Raw genomic sequence first — 21,618 nt, 5'->3', positions numbered from 1 at the left:
GATATGTCCGTCTCCGCGCGCCCAAACGTGGGTATGGTGTGTCACATCGTGCATACACCCCGTTCTAGGGAGGCATCATGGCTGCAAAGGGTTCGGAGAAGGTCAAGAACGTGGTCCTTGTGGGCCAAGGCGGCGTGGGCAAGACCATGCTGGCCGAGGCCATGCTTCACCTGACGGGGCGTACCACCCGTCTTGGCGGCCACGCCGGCACCAAGCCCACGCTTGACTATGACGGCGAGGAGGGCGAGCGCGGTTTCTCCATCTCTACCGCCATTGCCCCCATCACCTGGGAGGGTACGCGCCTGAACGTGCTCGACGCCCCGTGCTACCCGGACTTTGTGGGCGACGCCTACGCCGCCATGTCCGCGTGCGAGACGGCCGTCTTTGTGGTTGACGCCGCCTCCGGCCCGGGCACCATCACCACTCGCCTGTGGTATGCGGCCGAGGAGCAGAGCCTCGCCCGCGCGCTCTTCATCAACCGCCTGGACCGCCCGGACGCGGACTTTGACGTCGCGTTTGCCGCACTCCAGGAGCGCTTTGGCACCAACCTGGGCGCCGTGACCATCCCGATGGGCTCCGGCGAGGCATTCAAGGGCATCATCGACGTCGTTCACATGAAGGCCCGCCACCTCGAGGATGGCAAGCCGGTCGTGGAGGACGTCCCCGCCGAGTTCGTCGACGCCGCCGAGGCCGCCCGCGCCCAGCTCACCGAGCTTGTCGTTGAGGCTGACGACGAGATCATGATGAAGTACCTCGAGGGCGAGGAGGTCACTCAGGACGAGCTCGAGGGGCTTCTCGCCAAGGCCATCCGCGAGCGCGTGTTTGTGCCCGTCTTCTCCGGCAGCTGCGTGCGCGAGGAGGGCGTCATCTCCTTCATGGATGCCGCCGTGGCCTGGTTCCCCACGATGGCCGACTTTGGCCGCATTCCGCTGGTCAACGGCGAGCAGCTCGACATCTCCGAGGACGACGAGCGTCCCGTGGTCTTTGCCTTCAAGTCCCTGAACGACCCGCAGAACGGCCGCCTCTCCTTCCTCAAGGTGCTCGCGGGCACCATCACGCCGGGCATCGAGCTCACCAACGCGCGCACGCGCAAGTCCGAGCGCCTCGGCCACCTCTACCAGATGTGCGGCAAGGAGACCACAGACGTGGCGCAGGCCGCCGCGGGCGACATCGTGGTGGTGCCCAAGCTCGACGCCATGACCGGCGACACGCTCTCCGTGACCGGCAAGGTCGAGGCCGCCGAGTTCCGCTTCCCCAACTCGCTCTACCGCATCGCCATCGAGCCCGACGCCCGCGGCACCGAGGGCAAGCTCTATGCCTTCCTCGAGAAGAGCGCGGACGCCGATCCCACCCTCAAGGTGGAGCGCGACGAGGATACCGGCCAGACCGTCATCTCCGCCATTGGCGAGGCGCAGGTCAGCGTTCTTCTCGACCGTCTTGAGGACCGCGCCGGCATCACCGCCCACACCGTTGCCCTCAAGATCCCGTATCGCGAGACCATCCGCCGCGTGGCCTCCGCCCAGGGCCGCCACAAGAAGCAGACCGGCGGCGCCGGCCAGTACGGCGACTGCTGGCTGCGCATCGAGCCCAACCCGGGCGCCGGTTACGAGTTTGTTGACGAGGTCGTGGGCGGCCACATCCCGCGCGGCTTCATCCCGGCCATCGACAAGGGCGTCCAGGAGACCATGCGCGAGGGCGTGCTCGCCGGCTACCCGATGATCGACGTCAAGGTTGCCGTCTACGAGGGCTCCTACCACCCCGTTGACTCCAACGAGATGGCGTTCAAGACCGCCGCGCGCATCGGCTTCCAGAAGGCCGTCGACCAGGCCGAGCCCGTGCTGCTCGAGCCCATGGCGCACCTGCGCATCACCGTGCCGGAGAGCTACGCCGGTTCCGTGATGGGCGACGTCTCCGCGAGCCGCGGCCGTGTTGAGGGCATGGAGGCCGGCACCGGTGCCGCCGCCGGCGAGACCACCGTCGTGGCCACGATCCCGTACGCCGAGGTCACCGACTACGCTACCCGCCTGCGCTCGCTCTCGCGCGGCACCGGCGAGTTTGAGCTCGAGATCTCCGGCTACGAGCAGGTCCCGCACGACATCCAGCAGAGGCTCGCCGCGGACTACGCCGCCCGCCGCGCCGCCGGCGAGAAGTGATACGAAGGGACAGTCTCCTCGTATCGTCGTGAGCCCCCCCACGCGGGCGGTCGGTCCAAGTGGCCGGCCGCCCGTTCTTCTCGCCGAGAACGGGGTAAAATGCCCCTGAGTGGCTATCACTTCCATCCCAAGGAGGACACCATGCTTTCCGCAGTTCAGATCAAGCCGGACGTCTACTGGGTCGGCGCGCTCGACTGGAACGCGCGCGAGTTCCACGGCTACACCACCGAGGCGGGCATCACCTACAACGCCTACCTCATCCTGGACGAGAAGGTCACGCTCATCGACACCGCCAAGGTCACCTTTACCGACGAGCTCCTCGAGCGCATCTCCTCGGTCATTGACCCGTCCAAGATCGACGTGCTCATTGCCAATCACGTGGAGATGGACCACTCCGGCAACACGCCCACGATCAAGCGCCTGGCGCCGGGCTGCCAGATCTACTGCTCCGCGCCGCAGGGCGTGAAGAACATGACTGCGCACTTTGGCGACCTGGGCTACAACGGCGTCAAGACCGGCGACACCCTCTGCATCGGCAAGCGCACGCTGGCCTTTGTGCAAACCCCGATGGTCCACTGGCCGGACAACATGGTCACCTACGACGCCTACGACAAGATCCTCTTCTCCAACGACGCCTTTGGCCAGCACTTTGCCAGCTCCGCCCGCTTTGACGACGAGAACGACATGTGCGAGGTCATGCACCAGGCGCGCAAGTACTACGCCAACATCGTGCAGCCGTACCGCGCGCAGGCCGCGGCGGCCGTGAAGGCGGTGCGCGGGCTTGGCCCGGACGCGCTCGACATGATCTGCCCGGCGCACGGCGTCATCTGGCGCTCTCACGTGGAGGACATCCTGCGCGCCTACGAGGAGGACTTCGTCTCCGGCGCCGTCCGCGAGCGCGCCGTGGTGGTCTACGACTCCATGTGGCACTCTACCGAGAAGATCGCCCGCTCGCTGGTGGATGGCTTCCTTGCCGCCGGCATCCCCGCGCAGCTCATGGACCTCAAGGAGAACCACATCTCCAACGTCATGGACGTGTTCCTGGACTGCAAGTACGTGTGCGTGGGCTCGCCGACGCTCAACAGCCAGATGCTGCCCACCGTTGCCGCCTTCCTCACGTACATGAAGGGCCTCTCGCCCAAGAACGAGAACCGCGTTGGCCTGGCGTTTGGTAGCTATGGCTGGGCGCCGATGGGCCCCAACAACGTGGCCAAGGAGCTGGAGGCTGCCGGCTTTGCGATGCCGGTCAAGACTCTCGCCGTCAACTGGATTCCCAGCGAGGAGCAGCTTGCGGCTGCCAAGGACGTCGTGAGGGAGCTCATCGCGTAAGGATTCCGCACGCGTCAGTCACCCCAGGAGCCGCCCGGAACAACCCGGGCGGCTTTTTTGCGCTTCCTTTCCGTTATCTATCACGAAACTGCATAAGTTAATATTGTAGCTTTTAACTAGACAGTTGAAGTAGGCTTAAGGTTCTGTATCCTTTCAAACAGGAGACGGGAGGATGCAATGGGACGAAGGCTGGTGGTTGGGTTTGAGTCGGCGCTTGAGTTTTGGCGGAGCGCGCGGCAGGGATCGCTCGCTGCGGCGGACGACGATTTTGCGGGGGCGGTGATCGGGCGTCGCCCCGAGACGGTTGGGCAGACGGCTCGGCGCGCGGCGGCGCTCTGCGGGCTTGACACTCCCATTCGGGTCGTGGTGCCCTCGGCGGCCAAGCGCTACCACTGCGGCCAGGTAAAAAGCGGGGTGTTTGGTGGGCCACTCGGAGATAAGTACCTCTATGGCGTTGACAGCGATGTCTTTGTCTGTCGTATGCCAGCCGTATTGGTCCAGCTTGCGACCCAACTTGACGAGATCGAGCTTGCGCAGCTTGCGTGCGAGATGATGGGTTCCTATGGGTTTGACCCGGATCCAGCGGAGGGGTTCGATAAAGACGTCAAGCCATTGGTGGCGTACGACGAGTTTGCTAGCTACATCAGGGCCGCCTTGGCAACAAAGACGCGCGGAGCGCGTCGGGCGATGGACGCCCTGAGCCTTGCTTCGTCAAACTCCAATTCGCCTCGCGAGACGGATGCGGCAATATTTATGAAGCTCACCCGCGCTCGCGGAGGACTTTCGCTTTCTGGGTTCGAAATGAATGCGACCATTGAGCTTCCGGAAGAGCTTCAGAAGATTGTTGGCCAAGGGGTGCTCAGGCCGGATTTCTACTGGCCAGGCGCAAAGCTCATCGTCGAGTACGAGAGCGACGAGTTTCATGCCACTCCTGAGGCCATGAAGCGTGACGAGCGTCGCCGTAGGGCGTTCGAGGCTGCCGGTTATATGCAGCGAAGACTGACAAACGACATACTTAAAAGTGATGAGCAGTTCAATATATTCATGAGCGAACTGGCAAGGAGGGTCGATCCGCATAGGACTCCCGCCACGAAGATTATGTTGGACAAGCGTCGGGACCTTCGTGAGCGACTGTTTGGTCCGCAGGACAAAGAGGCGGCCCTGGATGCCTTGGCCCATCCCTACGAGGGAGTGATTCTTTGAGATTTGCCCCTTCGTGTAGCGCTCGCCCGTCCCGATTGAGAATTTGCCCCTTCGTGTAGCGCGAAAACTGGCAAATAACTTGGTCTGAAGGGCAAGCCCGATGGCTTCGGAGGGAAAAGACCAGTTGACAAGAACGACAAAGTTGAGCCTAACCCAAGAATGACGCTACACGAAGGGGCAAATTCCTGCGCGCGCCGCCAACACGCTACACGAAGGACCATTTTTGGATGTGGGTGACGTTCTAAGCATGCGGACAAGGCTTTTACAAAAGGCTGCCTCGCATCAACGTCGAATGCGTCCTCGTGCGCGACCTGCTAAAATCAATCCATTATGCCGGCGGCGCTAGCGTCCCAGCTGCCGGCAGGTATCTGAACCCCGACCGAGGAGGTTGCGCACGAGCGCATGGACGTAGCGATAAGTATTGTGGTCACCTTCCTGCTCACCCTGGCAAACGGCTATTTCTCGATGTCCGAGCTGGCGGTGGTGAGCGCCAAGAGGGCGGTTCTGGAACCCGAGGCAGAGGATGGTGACCGCAAAGCCCGTGCCGCACTTAACCTGGCCTCCAATTCGGAGCAGTTCCTCGCGACCATCCAGGTTGCCATCACGCTCGTGGGCTTTGCGTCCTCGGCGTTTGCGAGCACCAGTCTCTCCGACCCGCTCGAGTCCTGGTTTGTGAGCCTTGGCATGCCCGCGGGCATTGCCGGACCGCTTGCCCCCGTGCTCATCACGCTGGCCGTCTCCTACCTCTCCATCGTTGCCGGCGAGCTCGTGCCCAAGCGCATGGCCCTCTCCAACGCCGAGGCGGTTGCCAAGTCCGTCGCCGGCCCCATCCGCGGCTTCATGCAGGTGGCGCGCCCGCTCGTGTGGCTCACGGCCAAGTCTGCCAACGGCCTCTCGGCCCTTCTGGGCATCGCATCCGCCGACGAGCGCGACAGCGTCTCCGAAGAGGAGATCAAGTACATGGTGACCGACGCGGACGAGCTCTCCGACCAGGAGAAGTCCATGATCCACGAGGTCATCGACATGGGTGACACCATCGCCCGCGAGGTCATGGTCCCCCGCGTTGACATGACGGCCCTCGAGGACACCTCCACGCTCACCGAGGTCCTCTCGGTCATGCGCCGCACCGGCTACTCGCGCATCCCCATCTACCACGACTCCGTGGACCGCATCGTGGGCATCGCGCACATCAAGGACCTCATCAGCCCCATCCTCGACGAGGGCCGCGCCGACGATCCCGTCTCCGCGCACGTGCGCTCCGCCGACTTTGTGCCAGACACCAAGGACATCATCCCGCTGCTCTCCGAGATGCAGTCCAGCCACGACCAGATGGTCATTGTCGTGGACGAGTACGGCGGCACCGCCGGCGTCATCACGATCGAGGACATCGTCGAGGAGGTCGTCGGCGAGATTGAGGACGAGTTTGACCCCGACAACAAGTACCTCACCAAGCTCTCCGACCGCGAGTGGCTCGTGGACGGCCGCTTCTCCATCGATGATGCCATCGAGCTCGGCTGGCCCATCGAGGATAGCGAGGAGTACGAGACCGTTGCCGGCTTCGTCCTTGAGCTCGCGGACAAGCTCCCGCACCCCGGCGACGTCATCGAGAAGGATGGCTACCAGTTCCGCGTCCAGTCCATGCGCGGCCGCCGGCTCTCCATGCTGCGCGTGATTGCCCCCGAGCCCCCCGCCGAGGACGAGAACGACAACGCTGGCGGCGAGAAGGACGCGGACTCGTCGAAGGAGTAGGCCCGTCCGGCCAACATTAACTACAATGTGGTGGAAAGCCCCCGCCCGCCCCACGGGCCAGAAGTGAGAGGGAGCCCCGCGATGGCTCAGATGATTGACATCAAGAAGGTCACGATCGGCCCGCGCAACCTTGAGGCCGTGGTGGAGGTTGCCCCGAGCGCGCCGCTCATGACCAGCGACGACGCCGAGGGCACCAAGCTCGTGCTCGACCTCATGCCCGAGCTCGCCGAGCACGTCTGCCTGGGTGACGCCGCCCCGCGCTTTGGCGAGGTCGCCGAGAACACGGAGCTCGCGCACCTGCTCGAGCACGTGACCGTCGAGCTTCTCGCCCGCACGGACGCCGCCGGGGACATCGCGAGCGGCCAGACCACCGAGCTCGGCGAGCGCACCTATCAGATCACCCTCGCGTGCCCGGATGACGTTCTTGTGGCGGGCGCACTCTCGAGCGCCGCCTGGATCCTCCAGTGGGCATACTCCGGCGGAGGGGACCCGCGCCCCGACATCGACGCCATCGTTGGCGGTCTCGTCGATCTTGTCGCGAGCCTTGGTGACGAGAAGGACGAGGCTGCCGAGCCCGGCAGCGTTGATGGCGTTGCCGACCCGGCCGAGCTGGAGGTCATCGAGGAGGAGCCGGAGACGGCACCCGAGGCGGAGGACGTTGCCGAGGAGCAGCCGGAGCCCGAGTCCGATGTCGAGCCCGCCGACGACGCCCCCGCGCAGAGCCCCTGGCCGACGGACGTCGTTCCCCGTCCGCACCTCGTTCGTTAAGGCGCACCACCTCGCGCCACGCACTTGTCCGCACTGACAGGAGGTACTCATGAACAAGAAGACGGTTGGCTTCATCTTTGGCAGCATCGTCGGCGCCGCCGCCGGCGTGGTCGCGGGCATCATGCTCGCTCCGCGCTCCGGCGCCGAGAGCCGCGCCATGGCGGCCGATGCCATGAACGACGCGTGGGATTCCGCCGTTGACACCTACGAGCGCGGCGCCAGCGTCGTCAACGACAAGTTCAGCAACGTTCGCCCGGTCGTCGACGCCAAGACCGACGAGCTGCGCGCCAAGGTCGACCTCGCTCGCGAGCGAATGGACCAGCTCCGCGACTCCCTCTCCGAGGCCGTCGCGTCCGCGTCCTCGCAGGTCCAGGACGCCGTGACCAACGTTGCCGACCGCGTCTCCGCGATGACTGACGCCCCTGCCGGCGAGACCGCGGCCGAGGCCGTGCACGTTGAGGTCGTGGACGCCGAGGACGAGGCCACGGAGGCCTAAGGGCGTGCTTAGGGTAGGTGCTCTCACGGGCCTGCGCGTCCTGTTCCTCAAGAAGACCAAGGCCGCCAAGGACGGCACCGTCACCGACGTCTACCGGAGGCTCGGCAAGGTGCACAACGCGGTCTTCTCGCCCGACGGCAAGAAGGTGGTTGGCCTCATGGTCAAGCGCCCGGACATCGCCGGCATGATCAAGCGCGAGGACGCGTTTCTGGCCTGGGACTCATTCAAGATTCAGGACGAGAAGACCCTCCTGGTGACGCGTGCCGAGGACGGTCTGGACGTTGTCGCCCGCAAGCGCCTGGCGCTCGACTGGGACAGCTGCATCATGTGGACGGGCATGGACGCCAAGACCGTGTCCGGAAAGCCGCTGGGCTACGTCTCGGACGCGGAGTATGACGAGAAGACCGGCCGCGTGACGCGCTTTCTCACCGCGGACGGCGGCATGGCGCGGGCACTCATCGGCTCGTTTGTGATCACGCCCGAGATGGTGTGCGGCTACGCAAACGGCTTCATGGTCGTTGACCCCGGCGACAAGGCCGTCGAGCTCGATGGCGGGCTTGCCGGCGCTGCGGGCGAGGGCTACGCGCGCGCTAAGGCCAAGGGTGCCGAGATGGGCAAGAAGGTCGGCGCCGTAGCGGGGGAGGCCGTGGACAAGGGCTCCTTTGCGCTTGGCCGTGCGATCGGCAAGGCAAAGCGCGCCATCGCGGACGCGTCGGCGCCGGAGCAGGCGGAGCCCGAGGTTCCCGCCGTTGCCGCAGCGGACGTTCGCGTTGAGAAGCCCGTCGAGCGCATTGCCGAGAAGAGCGCGCCGGCTGCGGCCACGTCAAAGAAGGCTGCGCCCAAGACGTACGCGCCCGTGGTAAAGAAGAAGCCGGCACCGTCGACGGGCGACAGGGTGGCCCGCGCCGCCGGCAAGCAGCTCGGCTCCCTGGGCAAGATGTTCGGCTCCTTCAAGGACGAGTTCAACAAGGCCAGCAAGTAGCCTGGGCGGCGGGGTAAGCTGACAGAGGTGATGACAGAAGTGACAGGGTAAGTTGTCACCATCATTTTTTGATGGTGACAACTTACCCTGTCACTTCTGTCATCACCTCTGTCAGCGTCCGTCAACGCCCCCGCCGCCTACACCGCCTCAAGCACACCGAGCAGGGCCTTGTGGTCCGTCCCGCTGATCTCGACCGTTTCGAGCTCGCTCACCACAATCCCGGAGTCGCGCGCGTACACGATGTGGTCAATCTCGATGAGCGACGGCAGCCCGTCCGAGGGGTACGTCATGTGCAGCCCCTGTCCGGAGGCTTGGCTCGCGTCCACAAAGCTCGAGCCCAGAAGGTCGCGGAAGCGTGGGTGCTCCCACGTGGAGTTGAAGTCGCCCATCACCAGGTAGGTGTGGTTGTACTCGGAGAGCGAGCCAATCACGGAAAGCCCCTCGTCCCAGAGGTCCTGCGCCCCGCGCACGGGCGAGTTGGGGTGCACGCTCACCACGCGCACGGCAAGGTCGCCCACCATGATGGTGCCGGCGGGCATGGAGCTCGTGTCTATGGGCAGCAGGTTTCCGGAGACGTTGCTCATGGGCGCCATGGTCCAGATGCCGTTGCGCCCGCCGTTGCTCACGGCCGATGCCTCGTCGGAGATCACGTAGTACGGCAGCACGTCGTAGATGCCGGCGGCCGCAAGCTCGCTCAGAAACTCGTCCGTGAGCTCCTGCATGCAGAGCACCTCAACGTTCTTCTCGCGTACCAGCGCCACGACCTCCTCGGCCGAGGCGCCGCCGTTCTTGGCGTTGAGCGTCATCACGCGCGCCACGGAGTCCTGCGTGCTGGGCGTGGCCTCAACCAGCGCCGCCGCGCCCTCGGAGACTCTCTCGCCGGGCAGGAAGTAGCCGCGGTGCCACCAGCCCATCGCCGCCAGCGCCGCAAGGCACACCACGAGCAGGAGGCGTCGCCGCCAGAGTGCCGCCAGCACCAGGCACAGGACAATGGGCACGACCAGCCACGGAATAAACGAGACCACTTCCGGCACGAGCCGACCGTTAGCGAGCTCCGCGGGAAGCTTGCGCAGCGCCATCATTCCCAGGACGCCCAGCATGACCAGCCACAGCAGCACAGAGAGGCAGCCGTGCTTGGCCGGCTTCCAGCGGTGCGGCGCGCGGGGAGAAGAGCCTCCGCTCGCGGGCTCGCCGCCCTGCGCGGGGGCGTCGGGCGGCGCCGCACTCCCCGCGACGCTGTCGATAAACGGCACGGCAACGCGCGGACCCGGCGCGGTGTCTCCCGGGGCCGAAGCCGTGGCGACGGGCCGGGGCTGCACGATGGTCGCCTGCGACTCCAGCCACTGGTCCGCGGCGGCAACGGCTCCCGTGTCCGACTCATCGGCCGGGAAGGCGGAGGTCATGGCCCATTCCTCGTCCGACATGGGCTCCCAGCGGGCCTCGGTGTCCTCCTCGGGGGAGGGGATGTCCGCCATGGAGGGGGAGCGCCTGGTTGGGGCCGGGGTCGGCGCGGGCGTGGGGGCATCGTTGGCGTAGCCGCCGGGCATCGCGCGCGTCTCGTCGTTTTGGCTGTGGTTCTGTGGCATGTGAGTCCTCCGTCGCGGTTGCCACTATCGTAGCGGAGCGCGCCCGGGTTCGGCCGTGGGGCGGGGTCTTCTCCCTCGCTGCTTCAGAATCCTGCCGAGTGCGCGCGGGCGGCGGTGGTGCCGCTGCGGAAACGCGCCGAGTGCGCGGCGGAACCCCGGCGGCGCTGCAGAATCCCGCCGAGTGCGTCGCGCCTCCCCGTCCCCGCTGCAGAATCCCGCCGAGTGCGCGCGTTTGGGGCCAACGCCGCTTCGGAAATCCCTCGAGTGCGCGATGCGGCCCGAATCAGCGTCCCCCGCCCGCTCGCACTCGGCGCAAAACCAAAGCGCTTCTCCGTCCAACTATGCGCACTCGGCGCAAAACCAAAGCGCTGCCAGCCTCGCCCGCGCGCTCGACGGCTTTTCTCAGCACCCCGTCACCCCCTTCCGCGCATTCGAGCCAATTTCAAAGCGCCCAACTGCCCAACCGCGCGCACTCGGCGCAATTCCGCAGCGCCCCAGCCCCGCTCCAACCACGACAACCGCCTAGTCAAGCCCATACGCCTCAACAGGCACAACATCCCAGTCGTCGTTGAACCCAGGGCCCTCGTTCTTCTCGCCGGCCAAGCGTGCGCGCTGGCGCTCCAAGCCGTCCCAATGCTCGCCGTCAATGTGCTCAAGCTCCTCATACAGTTCTTGGCGCAGCCGCTTTCGCCGCGCCGCCTCCGCTCGGGTGAGCCTCTGGCGCGGCAGGCCAAGATCGCGACGAATCAGGTCGGCAAGCCCGTCCATGTACTCCAGGTCCCCGTACTGCTTCTTGGTCACGACGTACTCAACAAGCCCGATGGCCGTCACCTCGTTGTGGCGCCCGACGTCGCGCGCGTGACCCTCCTCGGTGCCGTGGTCCCTGCCGTCATACTCAACCGCCGCGCCAAGCAGGGGCCTCCTGCCTCTCGTTGCGCCGCCTGGCGCGCGAAGCAGGATGTCCGGCTTGCGGACTCCCTTTCGCATCTTGTTGCCAATGCGGACCACCTCGAGCGGCTCGTTCATCGAGAGTACATCAAAGTTCTGACCGCCTTGCTGCGGCTTGAGCCCCAGTCGCAGCGAGAGCTTGGTCTCGCGCGGAGAGGCCGACCGCACGCATGCCTTCCCGAGCGCGCGCCTGACCTGCGCCACCCCGCGATACGTTCCCAGCGCGTCGAGAAACTCCGCGATCCGCTCCGGCGTTGTGATAGGGGAGCGGCGCGTAATCATGCCGTCCTCTAGCTGCGGCGCGATGGCGTAGGTCCCAAGCAGCTCGGACAGAAGGACGATGAGCTCAAGCTCCGTGAGCTTGGGGGCCATGAGGACGGCGAGAAGTTCGGGACCAACGCTGCGTATTCCCGGAGCCACCTCAAAGGCGGCGTTGTGTAGCAGCGGGTGGCTCATGACGTGCGACGCTATGCCCGGTATGCGGCTCCGCCCCTTTGTGGCGGCAACGAGGACCTCGATCGGCGCGTCAAGTCTGGAGAGAAACGGCGCACTGGCAAGAAGGGCCTCAAGGTCAGATGCGCTGGGGGCGGCGCCGGGCACACAGGCGTCGCAGCGCCGTTGCCCCTCGAGGGTCCGGCGGGTCTCCTGCGCGCGGATGACGGCAAGTGCCGTGGTATGTGAGAGCAGCACGTCCATAGGGTTGCGGTACGCGACTTCATGTGGTCTACCTGCGAGAATCTAAAATACTTCGACACGAACCTTCCATATAGCTTACCGCTAGCTTTCACGCCGGGGCGCTTTTGGTCGGACGAGCTGCGGTGCTTTGGCGATTGATAATGCGCGTGATAATGCTGGCGCGAGCGGAAGCGAGTGAAGGTGCCGTGGAATTGCGCCGAGTGCGCGCGGGCGGCGGTGGCGCCGCTGCGGAAACGCGCCGAGTGTGCGGCGGTGGCGCCGCTGCGGAAACGCGCCGAGTGGGTTGTTGCGCTCGGGTTCCGCTGCAGAATCCCGTCGAGTGTCCGGCGGCATCCCGTTCCCGCTGCAGAATCCCGCCGAGTGCGTCGTGCCTCCCCGTCCCCGCTGCAGAATCCCGCCGAGTGCGCGCGTTTGGGGCCAACGCCGCTTCGGAAATCCCTCGAGTGCGCGATGCGGCCCGGCTTGGCGGCCCCGCCCGCTCGCACTCGGCGCAAAACCTAAGCGCCGTCGGCGCCGCTTACGTGCACTCGGCGAGAAACCCCAGCATCTCAGATGCTCCTTCGCGCACTAGAGCCAATTCCAAAGCACCCTCGCGCCCGTCCGCGCGCACTCGGCGCAAAACCAAAGCGCGATCAGCCCCGTCCGCGCGCACTCGACAGCTCTTCTCGGCGCCCCCGAAGCCGCCCCGCCCCGCGCCACCGCACGCCGCTTATCATTCGTTAACGCAGCTACGCCCGCAAAACGCCCGCAAAGCCAACCCCCGCGCGCCCGCGGCAACTATGGCATGATGAATCGGTACGTTTGCCACATTAGACGTCGTTGATGCAACAAATCGAACGCCATATGCGGTAACGTAGCAATGTCTCTGTCAGTGGGCGGGGGCATACATATCCTTCCGGCGGGCAATCGTCGCTACACGCGCGTTGTCGCAGCTGCCAGGAGAATGAATAGTCGCAGTTGTTGCCGGGAGCGGCTATGGCGAAGCCTTGTCGAAAGAGGGTGATGCCATGGCTAAGTCCTCTCTTTACGTGATTCAGGTCACGGGCGGCAGGGAGGAGCACGCGCGCCAGCTCGTGCTTCGCGTGCTGCCGGGCGTGGCCGAGGATTGCTACACCCCTGCGTACGAGGCCATGAAGAAGATCCACGGCGAGTGGAAGCTCTGCCGGGGCGTTCTCTTCCCCGGATACATCTTTGTTCAAACGTCTGACCCCGCGGCGCTGGCGCACAGGCTCGCGAGCGTGCCCGCGTTTACCCGCTTACTCGGTAACAGCGACGACTCGTTCATTCCCCTGACAGACGACGAGGTGGCGTGGCTCAACGCCTTCACAAACGTCGAAACCCACGTGGTCGAGATGTCCGAGGGCGTCATCGAGGGCGACCGCGTGCTGGTGACCAAGGGGCCGCTGCGCGGTCACGAGGCCCAGATTGCGCGCGTTGACCGCCATAAGCGAACAGCCGAGCTGGAAGTGCACATGTTCGGTAGAACCAAGAGGGTGAAGGTTGGACTCGAAATTGTCCGAAAGCGCGCAAGCGCCTGACGAAAAGAACGTAGCTGCCGAGAAGGAAGTGGCAGCCGTCGATGGCCTGGCTTACCGCTTTGTCAAGCGCTCCTTTGACATCGTTTTCTCCGGGGTGGTTACGGCTGTCCTTGTCGTTCCCGTTGCGGCGCTCGGGATTGCCATCTCGCTCGAGTCCCCCGGCGGCCCGATGTTCCGTCAGGCCCGCGTGGGTAAGAACGGCAAGCAGATTCGCATATTCAAGCTTCGCTCTATGTATGCGGATGCTCATGAGCACCCGGAGCGCTACCTCTCTGAGGAACAGCTTGCGCAGTGGCGTCGTGAACAGAAGGTGGATAACGACCCGCGCGTTACGCGTATTGGACGTCTGCTACGTAAGACCTCTCTTGATGAGCTTCCCCAGTTCCTGAACGTACTCATCGGAGACATGTCCGTCGTGGGACCACGTCCCGTGACGGAGGAGGAGACCTACGAGTTTGGTGCCGATCGCGACCTTGCCCTCTCGGTTCGGCCCGGAATTACCGGCCTCTGGCAGGTAACCGCACGAAATGATGCCACTTGGGAATCAGGCGAGCGCCAGAGGCTTGAGCTCGAGTACGTCCGCAACCGCTCTATTGGGATGGACCTGCGCATTGTCCTTGCGACGTTCGGTGCGGTCCTCAAGAAGACAGGGAAGTAACGCATGCCCAAGACTCACATCGTCCTTCTCTCAGGTGGCTCAGGGAGCCGTCTTTGGCCCCTCTCGAGCGGTGTGCGCTCTAAGCAGTTCCTTAAGGTGCTGCGCGATGCTGAGGGAAACCATGTCTCCATGGTGCAGCGCACCTACGCTAAGGTGACCACCCTCGTTCCCAATGCGGACGTGACGGTGGCCACCTGCGCCGAGCAGGCCTCCATGCTTGCAGATCAGATTCAGGGCGACTACGCCCTTGCGGTGGAGCCCGAGCGCCGCAACACCGCCCCGGCCATCATGCTCGCATGCGCTCATCTTGCTTGGGAGCAGGGTGCTGACCTGTCGGACCCCGTGATCGTGCTTCCAATCGATTCCTACGTCGAGAACGCCTACTACCTCGGCCTCGCAAGGGCAGCCGAGGCTGTCGAGGCGGGAGCCGCCGAGCTCGTTCTGCTCGGCGTAGAGCCCACTTATCCGAGCGAGAAGTACGGCTATATCGTTCCGGCGGAGCCAACGGGCTCGCCCCGTCCCGTTGAGCGCTTCACTGAGAAACCTGACGCCGCGACGGCCAAGGAGCTCATCGCGCACGGCGCCCTTTGGAACTGCGGCGTCTTTGCCTTCCGTCTATCGCATGTCCTCGACATCCTTGCAGGTTATGGAGAGTTCTCTTCCTACGCGGATCTCCGATCTCGCTACGGTGAGCTTCCTAAAAACAGCTTCGACTATGAGGTCGTGGAGAGTGCTTCCTCCGTTGCGGTGGTGCCCTACGCGGGGTCTTGGAAGGATCTCGGTACTTGGAATACCCTCACCGAGGAGATGACCGACCTTGCCTCCGGCAACACGGTGCTTGATGAGGCCACGTGTCCCGGCACCTATGTGGTGAATGAGCTCGATGTGCCGGTTATCGTGGCCGGAATAACCGATGCTGTGGTGGTAGCCACCGAGGACGGGGTTCTCGTCTGCTCAAAGGATCTCAGCGCAAAGCTCAAGAATTACGTTGCAAGGATTGATGATGCCCGTTAGCAGGCAGTTAAAAGTCGCGCTTGTTCACGACTGGCTTGTCGGCCAGGGCGGAGGCGAGCGCGTTCTCAAGTGCTTTCACGAGATGTGGCCGGAAGCACCCATCTATACGCTCGTCTACGATGAGACCAAGGCACCGGCGTGGACACGCGAGTGTGACGTGCGCACTACGTACATCCAGAAGTGGCCGGGTGCGAAGAGCCACCACAAACTCCTTCTTTCGTTCATGCCCAAGGCATGGGAGGCCTTTGATCTCACTGAGTATGACCTCGTAATCAGCTCTTGTGCGAGCTGCTGTAAGGGTGTCCTCACTCGTCCTGATGCGGTGCACATCTGTTGCTGCTATTCCCCGACTCGCTATGTGTGGGACCTTTACTACGAGTATCTTGCCGGTGCAGGAGCAATCAAGCGCCTGTTCATGCCGCGCATGATTCACAAGGTGCGCATGTGGGACTATCTCGCTGCGCAGCGCGTTGACGAGTTCGTGGTTGACTCCAACTTCGTGGGCAAGCGAGTTGAGAAGTTCTATCGTCGTCAGGCCACCACGATTTATCCCGGCGTAAGGGTCAATGAGCAAGAGGTGCGTGACGCTCCCGAGGACTATTACCTCGTGGTTTCTCGTTTCGTCGGCTACAAGCGCGTGGACATCGCTGTTGATGCGTGCAACAAGTTGGGCAAGCGGCTCATTATTATTGGGTCTGGCGGTGAGGATGAGGAGCGTCTTCGCGCTGCAGCGGGCCCAACAGTTGAGTTTCTTGGGCGCGTTTCCGATGAGGAGATGCGTAACTGGTATGCAGGTGCAAAAGCGTTTCTGTTCCCCGGTATGGAGGATTACGGTCTGACGCCGGTCGAGGCAATGGCAGCCGGGGTTCCTGTGCTTGCCTACGGCAAAGGCGGCGCCCTTGAGACGGTTTCTGACGGTCGGACCGGACTCTTCTTTTACCAGCAAGACGCGGACGGTCTCTGTGAGTGCATCGAGCGTTTCGAGCGCGAAGGCGTTGCGCTCTCCCGTCAGGAGATTCACGAGTACAGCAAGCGGTTCTCTGAGGACAACTTTACAAAAGAGTTCCGCTTGTTTGTCGATAAAACCTTGGAAACAAGAAAGGTGCAGTAACCCATGAAGAAGGCGCTCATCACCGGCATCACCGGCCAGGACGGCAGCTACCTCGCGGAGTTTCTTCTTGAGAAGGGCTACGAGGTCCACGGCATCGTCCGGCGCTCCGCCGAGCACACCACGGGTCGCATCGACCACCTCATCGCCGCCGGGTCGGTGGCCCTGCACGACGGCGACCTCTCCGACTCCTCCTCCATCATCCGCGTGATGTCCGAGGTGCGCCCGGACGAGGTCTACAACCTCGCTGCCCAGTCCCACGTGGGAGTCTCCTTTGACGCCGCGGAGTACACCGGGGACGTGGACGCCATCGGCGTCCTGCGCGTGCTCGAGGCGGCGCACATACTGGGCATGGACAAGACCTGCCGCATCTACCAGGCGTCGACCTCCGAGCTCTACGGCAAGGTGGAGGAGGTCCCCCAGAACGAGGAGACCCCGTTCCACCCCTACAGCCCCTACGCCGTCGCCAAGCAGTACGGCTTCTGGATGGTGAGGGAGTACCGCGAGGCATATGGGATGTACGCCTGCAACGGTATCCTCTTCAACCACGAGTCCCCCCGTCGTGGCGAGACGTTCGTGACCCGCAAGATCACGCTCGCGGCCGCGCGCATTGCCGAGGGACTGCAGGACCGCCTCGAGCTCGGCAACCTCGACAGCCTCCGCGACTGGGGCTATGCCAGGGACTACGTGGAGTGCATGTGGCTCATCCTTCAGCAGGACGAGCCGGACGACTTCGTCATCGCGACGGGCGTCCAGCACTCGGTGCGCGAGTTCGTGGAGTGGTCCTTCAAGCACGTGGGAATCGAGCTTCGCTGGGAGGGACAGGGTATTGACGAGAAGGGCTACGACAAGGCCACGGGCAGAATGCTCGTGTGCGTGAACCCGGCCTTCTACCGCCCGACCGACGTCGTGAACCTCTGGGGCAACCCTGCCAAGGCCCGCACGAAGCTCGGCTGGGACCCGCAGCGTACAAGCTGCGAGGAGCTCTGCCGCATCATGGTCGAGCACGACCTCGAGATTGCGAAGAGGGAGAGGGCCCTCCGAGATGCCTAGGGCTCTCATATTTGGTGTTAACGGATTCGTCGGCGGGTATCTGACGCGCGAGCTCGCGTGTCACGGCTACGAGGTCATCGGGTCGGACATGGGGGAGGCGGCCGCCCATGAGGGGATGTCCGGATACTATCCCGGCAACCTACTCGACGCCGACCGCGTCTCCGAGATAGTCTGCGCGACGTGTCCTGACGCAATTGTCAACCTCGCCGCGATCAGCAGCGTTGGCCAGTCGTGGAAGGTGCCCGCGCTCACCATGCAGGTGAACGTAGTGGGGGCCATTAACATCCTCGAAGCTGCTCGCGCGACGAGGGAGTCCCCCAAGATCCTCCTTGTTGGCTCCAGTGAGGAGTATGCGCCCTCGGACAAGCCGCTCAAGGAAACCGATCCGCTCGATGCGACCAATCCCTACGGTATCTCCAAGGTGACGCAGGAGCGCTTCGCCGAGCTCTATGGAGAGCGTTATGGCCTGCGCATCTATCGCACGCGCTCGTTCAACCACACAGGTCCCGGTCAGTCCACCAAGTTCGTCATCCCCAGCTGGTGCAAGCAGGTAGCGGACATCGAACGATCGGGTAGGCCCGGGGTCATCCATGTTGGCAACATAGATGTGGCTCGCGACTTTTCGGATGTCCGGGACGTTGTGCGCGCTTACCGAATGATTTTGGGGAGTGATTGCGCGGGCGAGGTCTTCAACGTGGGTAGCGGGAAGGCGCTGCCCCTGCGGGAGGTTCTGAGCACGATTACCCGTCTTTCTCATCAAGAGATAAGGGTCGAGCAGGACGAGAGCCTGTTCCGCTCGGGCGACGCGCCGTATATCTGTGCAGACTGCGCTTTTGTAACTGACAGGCTTGGATGGAGCCCTCAGATTCCGATTGTCCAGACCCTGCAAGAGGTCTTTAGCCAGTTTGTCGGCTGAAATTCTGATTAAAGCGACTGCCTAGGTAGATGCTATGAATGTCGGGATGCTTACAACCCATGGAACCATGAATTACGGTGGATTGCTGCAGGCATATGCACTGCACCATACCATCGAGGACTTTGGACATAAGGCGACTTTCATCAACTATGTTCCAAATATGCATGATATCAAACGCCATCCCATACAGTTCGTAACCAAGCGCTCGGGGTTCATTCGCAAATCAATCTTCGGGCTTCGGCATTACGGAGAGCTAAAGAAGAAGGAGGGGCTCATCTCAGCGTTCCGCAAATCCTATATTCCGTGCTGGCCAAGCACTCCGATTGAACTTAATGGGCTTCCTGGTGCGGTAGAGAACTATGATGTAGTGTGTGTGGGAAGTGACCAGCTGTGGAACCTCAACCAGCCCGATAATGCAAACGGTGCATATTATCTAGACTTTGATAGGTCTACTCGGACCGTTGCCTACGGCGTGTCCTTTGGAGACGGCATAGGCAAGGCAAAAGAGCAGACAGTCCAGATGCTCAGCGCTGTCAAGCGATTTGATAGCGTATCTGTCCGAGAACTTGAAGGCCAGTCGTTCTTGGGCGAACATAGCATCCAGGCCGAGGTGGTATTAGATCCAACATTGCTTGCTTCCGGCGAGGTGTGGGAACCGTTTCTCGGTCGTAGGCCGCTGGTCGACGGCGAGTATATCCTCGCTTATGGTTTTTCAAACGCGAATCAAAGTTACTCTGATCTTATAAGTTCCGCCCTCTATGCTTCAAAAGCGACGGGCCTTCCGGTCATCAATCCCGTGATGACGCCAGCGATGGATGCCGCGGGGTTCACGAACCGCTATGAGGCCGGTCCAGCCGAGTTCATTAACCTGATAGAGCACGCGAGCCTCGTGGTGACCAGCTCATACCATGGATGCATCTTCTCCTTCCTGTTGGAGAGGCCATTCGTTGCCGTCTTCAACAAGACGGGAAGGGAGCCTCGGAAGGACACACTCTTAAACCTGATCGGCGAGGGCAATCGAAAGGTGATCGCCGGAGAGCGTTTCGAGGTAGCACAGCAGATGCATGCCCCTAAGGGAGCAAACGCCTCCCTGATGGAAGCCAGAAGCAGGTCACGTGCATTTCTGCGAGAAGCCCTAGCTGAAGGGAACGCATGACGTCACCTATCGAAACTCTGCCGAAGGAGCAGTGCTTCGGCTGCGCCGCTTGCGCAGCGGCGTGCCCGACCGACTGCATAGAGATGACTTATGGGCAGGATGGCTTCCTGTATCCACAGGTCGATGAATCACGTTGTGTAGCCTGCGGGCGATGTGAGGGAGTTTGCCCGGCGCTTTCCCCGGCCGCCCCCTTCAATACAAAGGGCGAGTACTACACGGTTCAGCTCAACGATAGAGACGCGCTTGCAAGAAGCTCGTCGGGCGGGGTGTTCTGGGGGCTAGCAAACGAAGTTATAGGTCGCAGTGGCATTGTGGTCGGCTGTGCTATGGACAACGATATGCTTCCAACCCACGTGATGGCATGCTCGCGCGAGGAAGTCATGCCCATGCAGGGGTCGAAGTACGTGCAAAGCTACGTTGACCCAGAGCTATACAGGAACATAAAGGGTGCTCTGGATTCCGGAAAGCTGGTGTTATTCACCGGCACTCCCTGTCAGGTTGCCGCTTTGACGCGATACCTGGGGGCAGACCGGCCGAATCTTTGGACGGTCGATTTGGTCTGTCACGGTGTTGCCAGTCGCGGCGTTTGGCGTCATTACGTAACCGAGATTGAGGAGAAGCACCGGGGAAAAGTTGTAGGCGTCAGCTTCCGATCGAAGAAGTTGGACGCACACCCACGAAATCACACTCTGCTCTTTGTCATTAATAGATTGGGCGAAAAGAGCAGTGAAGCCTTTGAGGTCGGTGGCAGGGCCCTTGACGATCCCTTTGGCAGCTCGTTTTACCATAATCGGATACTACGTGAGTCGTGCTACACCTGTCCGTTCTCGTGTGAGCGGCGCGTGGGAGACTTCACAATAGGTGACTATGGTGTCCTTGATTCGGGGCTCCCAAACTCTGATGGGCTGAGCTTTTGCTCGATCAACTCGGTTAAAGGCCGGCAGCTGTGGGAAGAGACCAAACAGCGGTTCATGTTTGAACGACTTCCGGCTTCGTATAGCCAAATCAACCTCGAACAGCCAACGCTGCGCCCATCAGGTCGCGATGCCATGAGGGCGATGCGGTACGATTCTGAGCATCCTGAACGCGATATTAATCTACGCTTGCAAATAACCCTAGCCGATAGGATAAAGCAACTGCTCCCCGAGGGCTTCAAGGCCGCTATCAAAAGGGTTTTGCATAAGCTCAGAGAGGCGGGCTAATCATGAGATATGCAATCAATGGCAAGTTTCTGTCCGAGAGCATAACGGGTATGCAGCGATACGCGCGAGAGGTGCTCTGTCAGCTCGATACCCTATGCAGCCCGGGTGAGCTGATTCTTGTCGTACCGCAAGATGCCAAGGATATCCCTCAGCTCAATAACATCGAAGTGGTTCAGCTGAGAGGCAGGGGAGGCATTCCCTGGGAGCAGCTGACGTTGCCGCTTTGGTTACGCCGCCATAAGCTTCCCTGCGTCAACATGCTCAGCGTGGTGCCTATTCTGTACCCCCACGGGCTAATCGTTGCGCATGGCGTTAACTATAAGGTAAACCCTCAGTTCTTTGTAACGCTTAGGGATAAGCTGTCGAGGTTTTGGCATATTGCGAACTTCTGGGTGCAATTTAACCGAACCGAGAAAATATTGACTGATACTGAGTTCTCCAAACGAGAGATTATCAGCACGTATCACGTTAGCCCCCAAAAAATACGGGTGTCTGGTTGCGGTTGGCAGCATATCCAGAGGATACTTCCGGCAAAGGATACATTCGAGCGCTATTCCCAGATTGCTCCCGGCAGCTACTTCTTCTCAATGTCATCAGTGACATATAATAAGAATTTCAAATGGATTGCTCAGGTAGCCCAATATAACCCCGAGGAGAAGTTTGCGATTGCGGGCGGGCGTAACCTTGAGCGCTACTTTGATGATATGGGCGTGAAGCAACCGGACAATCTCTTCTTTTTAGGATACGTGTCCGATCAAGACGCTAAGACGCTTCTAATGAACTGCAAGGCATTTCTGTTTCCGACATACTATGAGGGATTCGGCATTCCTCCTATGGAGGCGCTCGCGTGTGGGGCCCAAGCTATAGTGTCGGATACGGACACGATGCACGAGGTGTATGGCAGCTCCGTTCATTACATTGACCCCGATAACCCACAGGTTTGTCTGTCAAACGTGCTAGCCGAAAAAGTTGCGCCGGCCAAGACGGTGCTGGACAACTTTAGTTGGGACAGGACGGCCACTGAACTGTATGCCTATATTACTAAGGAATGTTAGGACAAGTA

At 62.3% G+C, this 21,618-nt stretch carries 18 protein-coding genes; 16 read left to right on the top strand and 2 right to left on the bottom strand.

All coding sequences use genetic code 11. The features are described from left to right. The first annotated feature begins 77 nt into the window (after positions 1-77). From QUW25_RS07935 to QUW25_RS07905, 7 genes are all read left to right on the top strand, one after another. Entirely contained in the window at positions 78-2,153 is a 2,076-nt protein-coding gene (locus tag QUW25_RS07935; protein WP_289511674.1) for an elongation factor G, read from the top strand. A 141-nt stretch (positions 2,154-2,294) separates the two neighbouring features. Next, entirely contained in the window at positions 2,295-3,482 is a 1,188-nt protein-coding gene (locus tag QUW25_RS07930; RefSeq protein ID WP_289511673.1) for an FprA family A-type flavoprotein, read from the top strand. Positions 3,483-3,659: 177 nt separating this feature from the next. Then, a complete protein-coding gene (locus QUW25_RS07925; protein WP_289511672.1) occupies positions 3,660-4,685 on the top strand; it encodes a hypothetical protein in 1,026 nt (341 codons plus the stop codon). 402 nt (positions 4,686-5,087) lie between these two features. Further along, a complete protein-coding gene (locus QUW25_RS07920) occupies positions 5,088-6,434 on the top strand; it encodes a hemolysin family protein (protein ID WP_289511671.1) in 1,347 nt (448 codons plus the stop codon). Between the two features lie 81 nt (positions 6,435-6,515). Further along, positions 6,516-7,202 carry a cyanophycin synthetase family protein gene (locus QUW25_RS07915; RefSeq protein ID WP_289511670.1) on the top strand — a complete coding sequence of 229 codons (687 nt, stop codon included), beginning with the start codon at positions 6,516-6,518 and terminating at the stop codon, positions 7,200-7,202. Positions 7,203-7,251: 49 nt separating this feature from the next. Beyond that, a complete protein-coding gene (locus tag QUW25_RS07910) occupies positions 7,252-7,698 on the top strand; it encodes a YtxH domain-containing protein (RefSeq protein ID WP_289511669.1) in 447 nt (148 codons plus the stop codon). 4 nt (positions 7,699-7,702) lie between these two features. After that, the gene (locus QUW25_RS07905; protein WP_289511668.1) at positions 7,703-8,680 is read left to right on the top strand and encodes a PRC-barrel domain containing protein; all 978 of its coding nucleotides are present in this window, start codon (positions 7,703-7,705) and stop codon (positions 8,678-8,680) included. A 137-nt stretch (positions 8,681-8,817) separates the two neighbouring features. On the opposite strand, the gene QUW25_RS07900 is transcribed toward QUW25_RS07905, so the two are convergent. Next, on the bottom strand, positions 8,818-10,266 hold the full coding sequence (locus QUW25_RS07900; RefSeq protein WP_289511667.1) for an endonuclease/exonuclease/phosphatase family protein: 1,449 nt from the start codon (positions 10,264-10,266) through the stop codon (positions 8,818-8,820). 522 nt (positions 10,267-10,788) lie between these two features. Then, the gene (locus QUW25_RS07895; protein WP_289511666.1) at positions 10,789-11,904 is read right to left on the bottom strand and encodes a hypothetical protein; all 1,116 of its coding nucleotides are present in this window, start codon (positions 11,902-11,904) and stop codon (positions 10,789-10,791) included. Positions 11,905-12,917: 1,013 nt separating this feature from the next. Here QUW25_RS07895 and loaP point away from each other — a divergent pair. Genes loaP through QUW25_RS07850 form a run of 9 tightly spaced genes read left to right on the top strand, consistent with a single transcriptional unit; the run spans position 12,918 to position 21,610 of the window. Beyond that, positions 12,918-13,448, top strand: coding sequence for an antiterminator LoaP (loaP, locus tag QUW25_RS07890; RefSeq protein ID WP_289511665.1), 531 nt, complete (start codon positions 12,918-12,920; stop codon positions 13,446-13,448). 28 nt (positions 13,449-13,476) lie between these two features. After that, complete coding sequence (locus QUW25_RS07885) at positions 13,477-14,106, top strand: sugar transferase (RefSeq protein ID WP_289511664.1); 630 nt, start codon at positions 13,477-13,479, stop codon at positions 14,104-14,106. 3 nt (positions 14,107-14,109) lie between these two features. Continuing rightward, on the top strand, positions 14,110-15,120 hold the full coding sequence (locus QUW25_RS07880; protein WP_289511663.1) for a sugar phosphate nucleotidyltransferase: 1,011 nt from the start codon (positions 14,110-14,112) through the stop codon (positions 15,118-15,120). Further along, positions 15,110-16,231, top strand: coding sequence for a glycosyltransferase (locus QUW25_RS07875; protein WP_289511662.1), 1,122 nt, complete (start codon positions 15,110-15,112; stop codon positions 16,229-16,231). Before QUW25_RS07880 ends, QUW25_RS07875 begins: the two co-directional genes overlap by 11 nt. 3 nt (positions 16,232-16,234) lie before the next feature. Continuing rightward, positions 16,235-17,281: a GDP-mannose 4,6-dehydratase gene (gene gmd, locus QUW25_RS07870; RefSeq protein ID WP_289511661.1), complete on the top strand. Its 1,047-nt coding sequence runs from the start codon at positions 16,235-16,237 to the stop codon at positions 17,279-17,281. After that, positions 17,274-18,197 (top strand): GDP-mannose 4,6-dehydratase, encoded by a 924-nt coding sequence (locus QUW25_RS07865; protein ID WP_289511660.1) that lies wholly within the window; start codon positions 17,274-17,276, stop codon positions 18,195-18,197. Before gmd ends, QUW25_RS07865 begins: the two co-directional genes overlap by 8 nt. 34 nt (positions 18,198-18,231) lie before the next feature. Then, entirely contained in the window at positions 18,232-19,353 is a 1,122-nt protein-coding gene (locus tag QUW25_RS07860) for a polysaccharide pyruvyl transferase family protein (protein WP_289511659.1), read from the top strand. Beyond that, a complete protein-coding gene (locus QUW25_RS07855) occupies positions 19,350-20,555 on the top strand; it encodes a Coenzyme F420 hydrogenase/dehydrogenase, beta subunit C-terminal domain (RefSeq protein ID WP_289511658.1) in 1,206 nt (401 codons plus the stop codon). Before QUW25_RS07860 ends, QUW25_RS07855 begins: the two co-directional genes overlap by 4 nt. Before the next feature lie 2 nt (positions 20,556-20,557). Beyond that, on the top strand, positions 20,558-21,610 hold the full coding sequence (locus tag QUW25_RS07850) for a glycosyltransferase family 4 protein (RefSeq protein ID WP_289511657.1): 1,053 nt from the start codon (positions 20,558-20,560) through the stop codon (positions 21,608-21,610). Positions 21,611-21,618 lie beyond the last annotated feature (8 nt).

It is taken from the genome of Thermophilibacter provencensis, assembly GCF_030372065.1.
Lineage (GTDB): Bacteria > Actinomycetota > Coriobacteriia > Coriobacteriales > Atopobiaceae > Thermophilibacter > Thermophilibacter provencensis_A.
This window is presented reverse-complemented; position numbering and strand designations above follow the sequence as displayed.

Bases quoted from the DNA above. Each gene is read 5' to 3' on its own strand.
- QUW25_RS07935 (WP_289511674.1), top strand. From the start codon at position 78: ATGGCTGCAAAGGGTTCGGAGAAGGTCAAGAACGTGGTCCTTGTGGGC.
- QUW25_RS07930 (WP_289511673.1), top strand. From the start codon at position 2,295: ATGCTTTCCGCAGTTCAGATCAAGCCGGACGTCTACTGGGTCGGCGCG.
- QUW25_RS07925 (WP_289511672.1), top strand. From the start codon at position 3,660: ATGGGACGAAGGCTGGTGGTTGGGTTTGAGTCGGCGCTTGAGTTTTGG.
- QUW25_RS07920 (WP_289511671.1), top strand. From the start codon at position 5,088: ATGGACGTAGCGATAAGTATTGTGGTCACCTTCCTGCTCACCCTGGCA.
- QUW25_RS07915 (WP_289511670.1), top strand. From the start codon at position 6,516: ATGGCTCAGATGATTGACATCAAGAAGGTCACGATCGGCCCGCGCAAC.
- QUW25_RS07910 (WP_289511669.1), top strand. From the start codon at position 7,252: ATGAACAAGAAGACGGTTGGCTTCATCTTTGGCAGCATCGTCGGCGCC.
- QUW25_RS07900 (WP_289511667.1), bottom strand. From the start codon at position 10,266: ATGCCACAGAACCACAGCCAAAACGACGAGACGCGCGCGATGCCCGGC.
- loaP (WP_289511665.1), top strand. From the start codon at position 12,918: ATGGCTAAGTCCTCTCTTTACGTGATTCAGGTCACGGGCGGCAGGGAG.
- QUW25_RS07880 (WP_289511663.1), top strand. From the start codon at position 14,110: ATGCCCAAGACTCACATCGTCCTTCTCTCAGGTGGCTCAGGGAGCCGT.
- QUW25_RS07875 (WP_289511662.1), top strand. From the start codon at position 15,110: ATGCCCGTTAGCAGGCAGTTAAAAGTCGCGCTTGTTCACGACTGGCTT.
- gmd (WP_289511661.1), top strand. From the start codon at position 16,235: ATGAAGAAGGCGCTCATCACCGGCATCACCGGCCAGGACGGCAGCTAC.
- QUW25_RS07865 (WP_289511660.1), top strand. From the start codon at position 17,274: ATGCCTAGGGCTCTCATATTTGGTGTTAACGGATTCGTCGGCGGGTAT.
- QUW25_RS07860 (WP_289511659.1), top strand. From the start codon at position 18,232: ATGAATGTCGGGATGCTTACAACCCATGGAACCATGAATTACGGTGGA.
- QUW25_RS07855 (WP_289511658.1), top strand. From the start codon at position 19,350: ATGACGTCACCTATCGAAACTCTGCCGAAGGAGCAGTGCTTCGGCTGC.
- QUW25_RS07850 (WP_289511657.1), top strand. From the start codon at position 20,558: ATGAGATATGCAATCAATGGCAAGTTTCTGTCCGAGAGCATAACGGGT.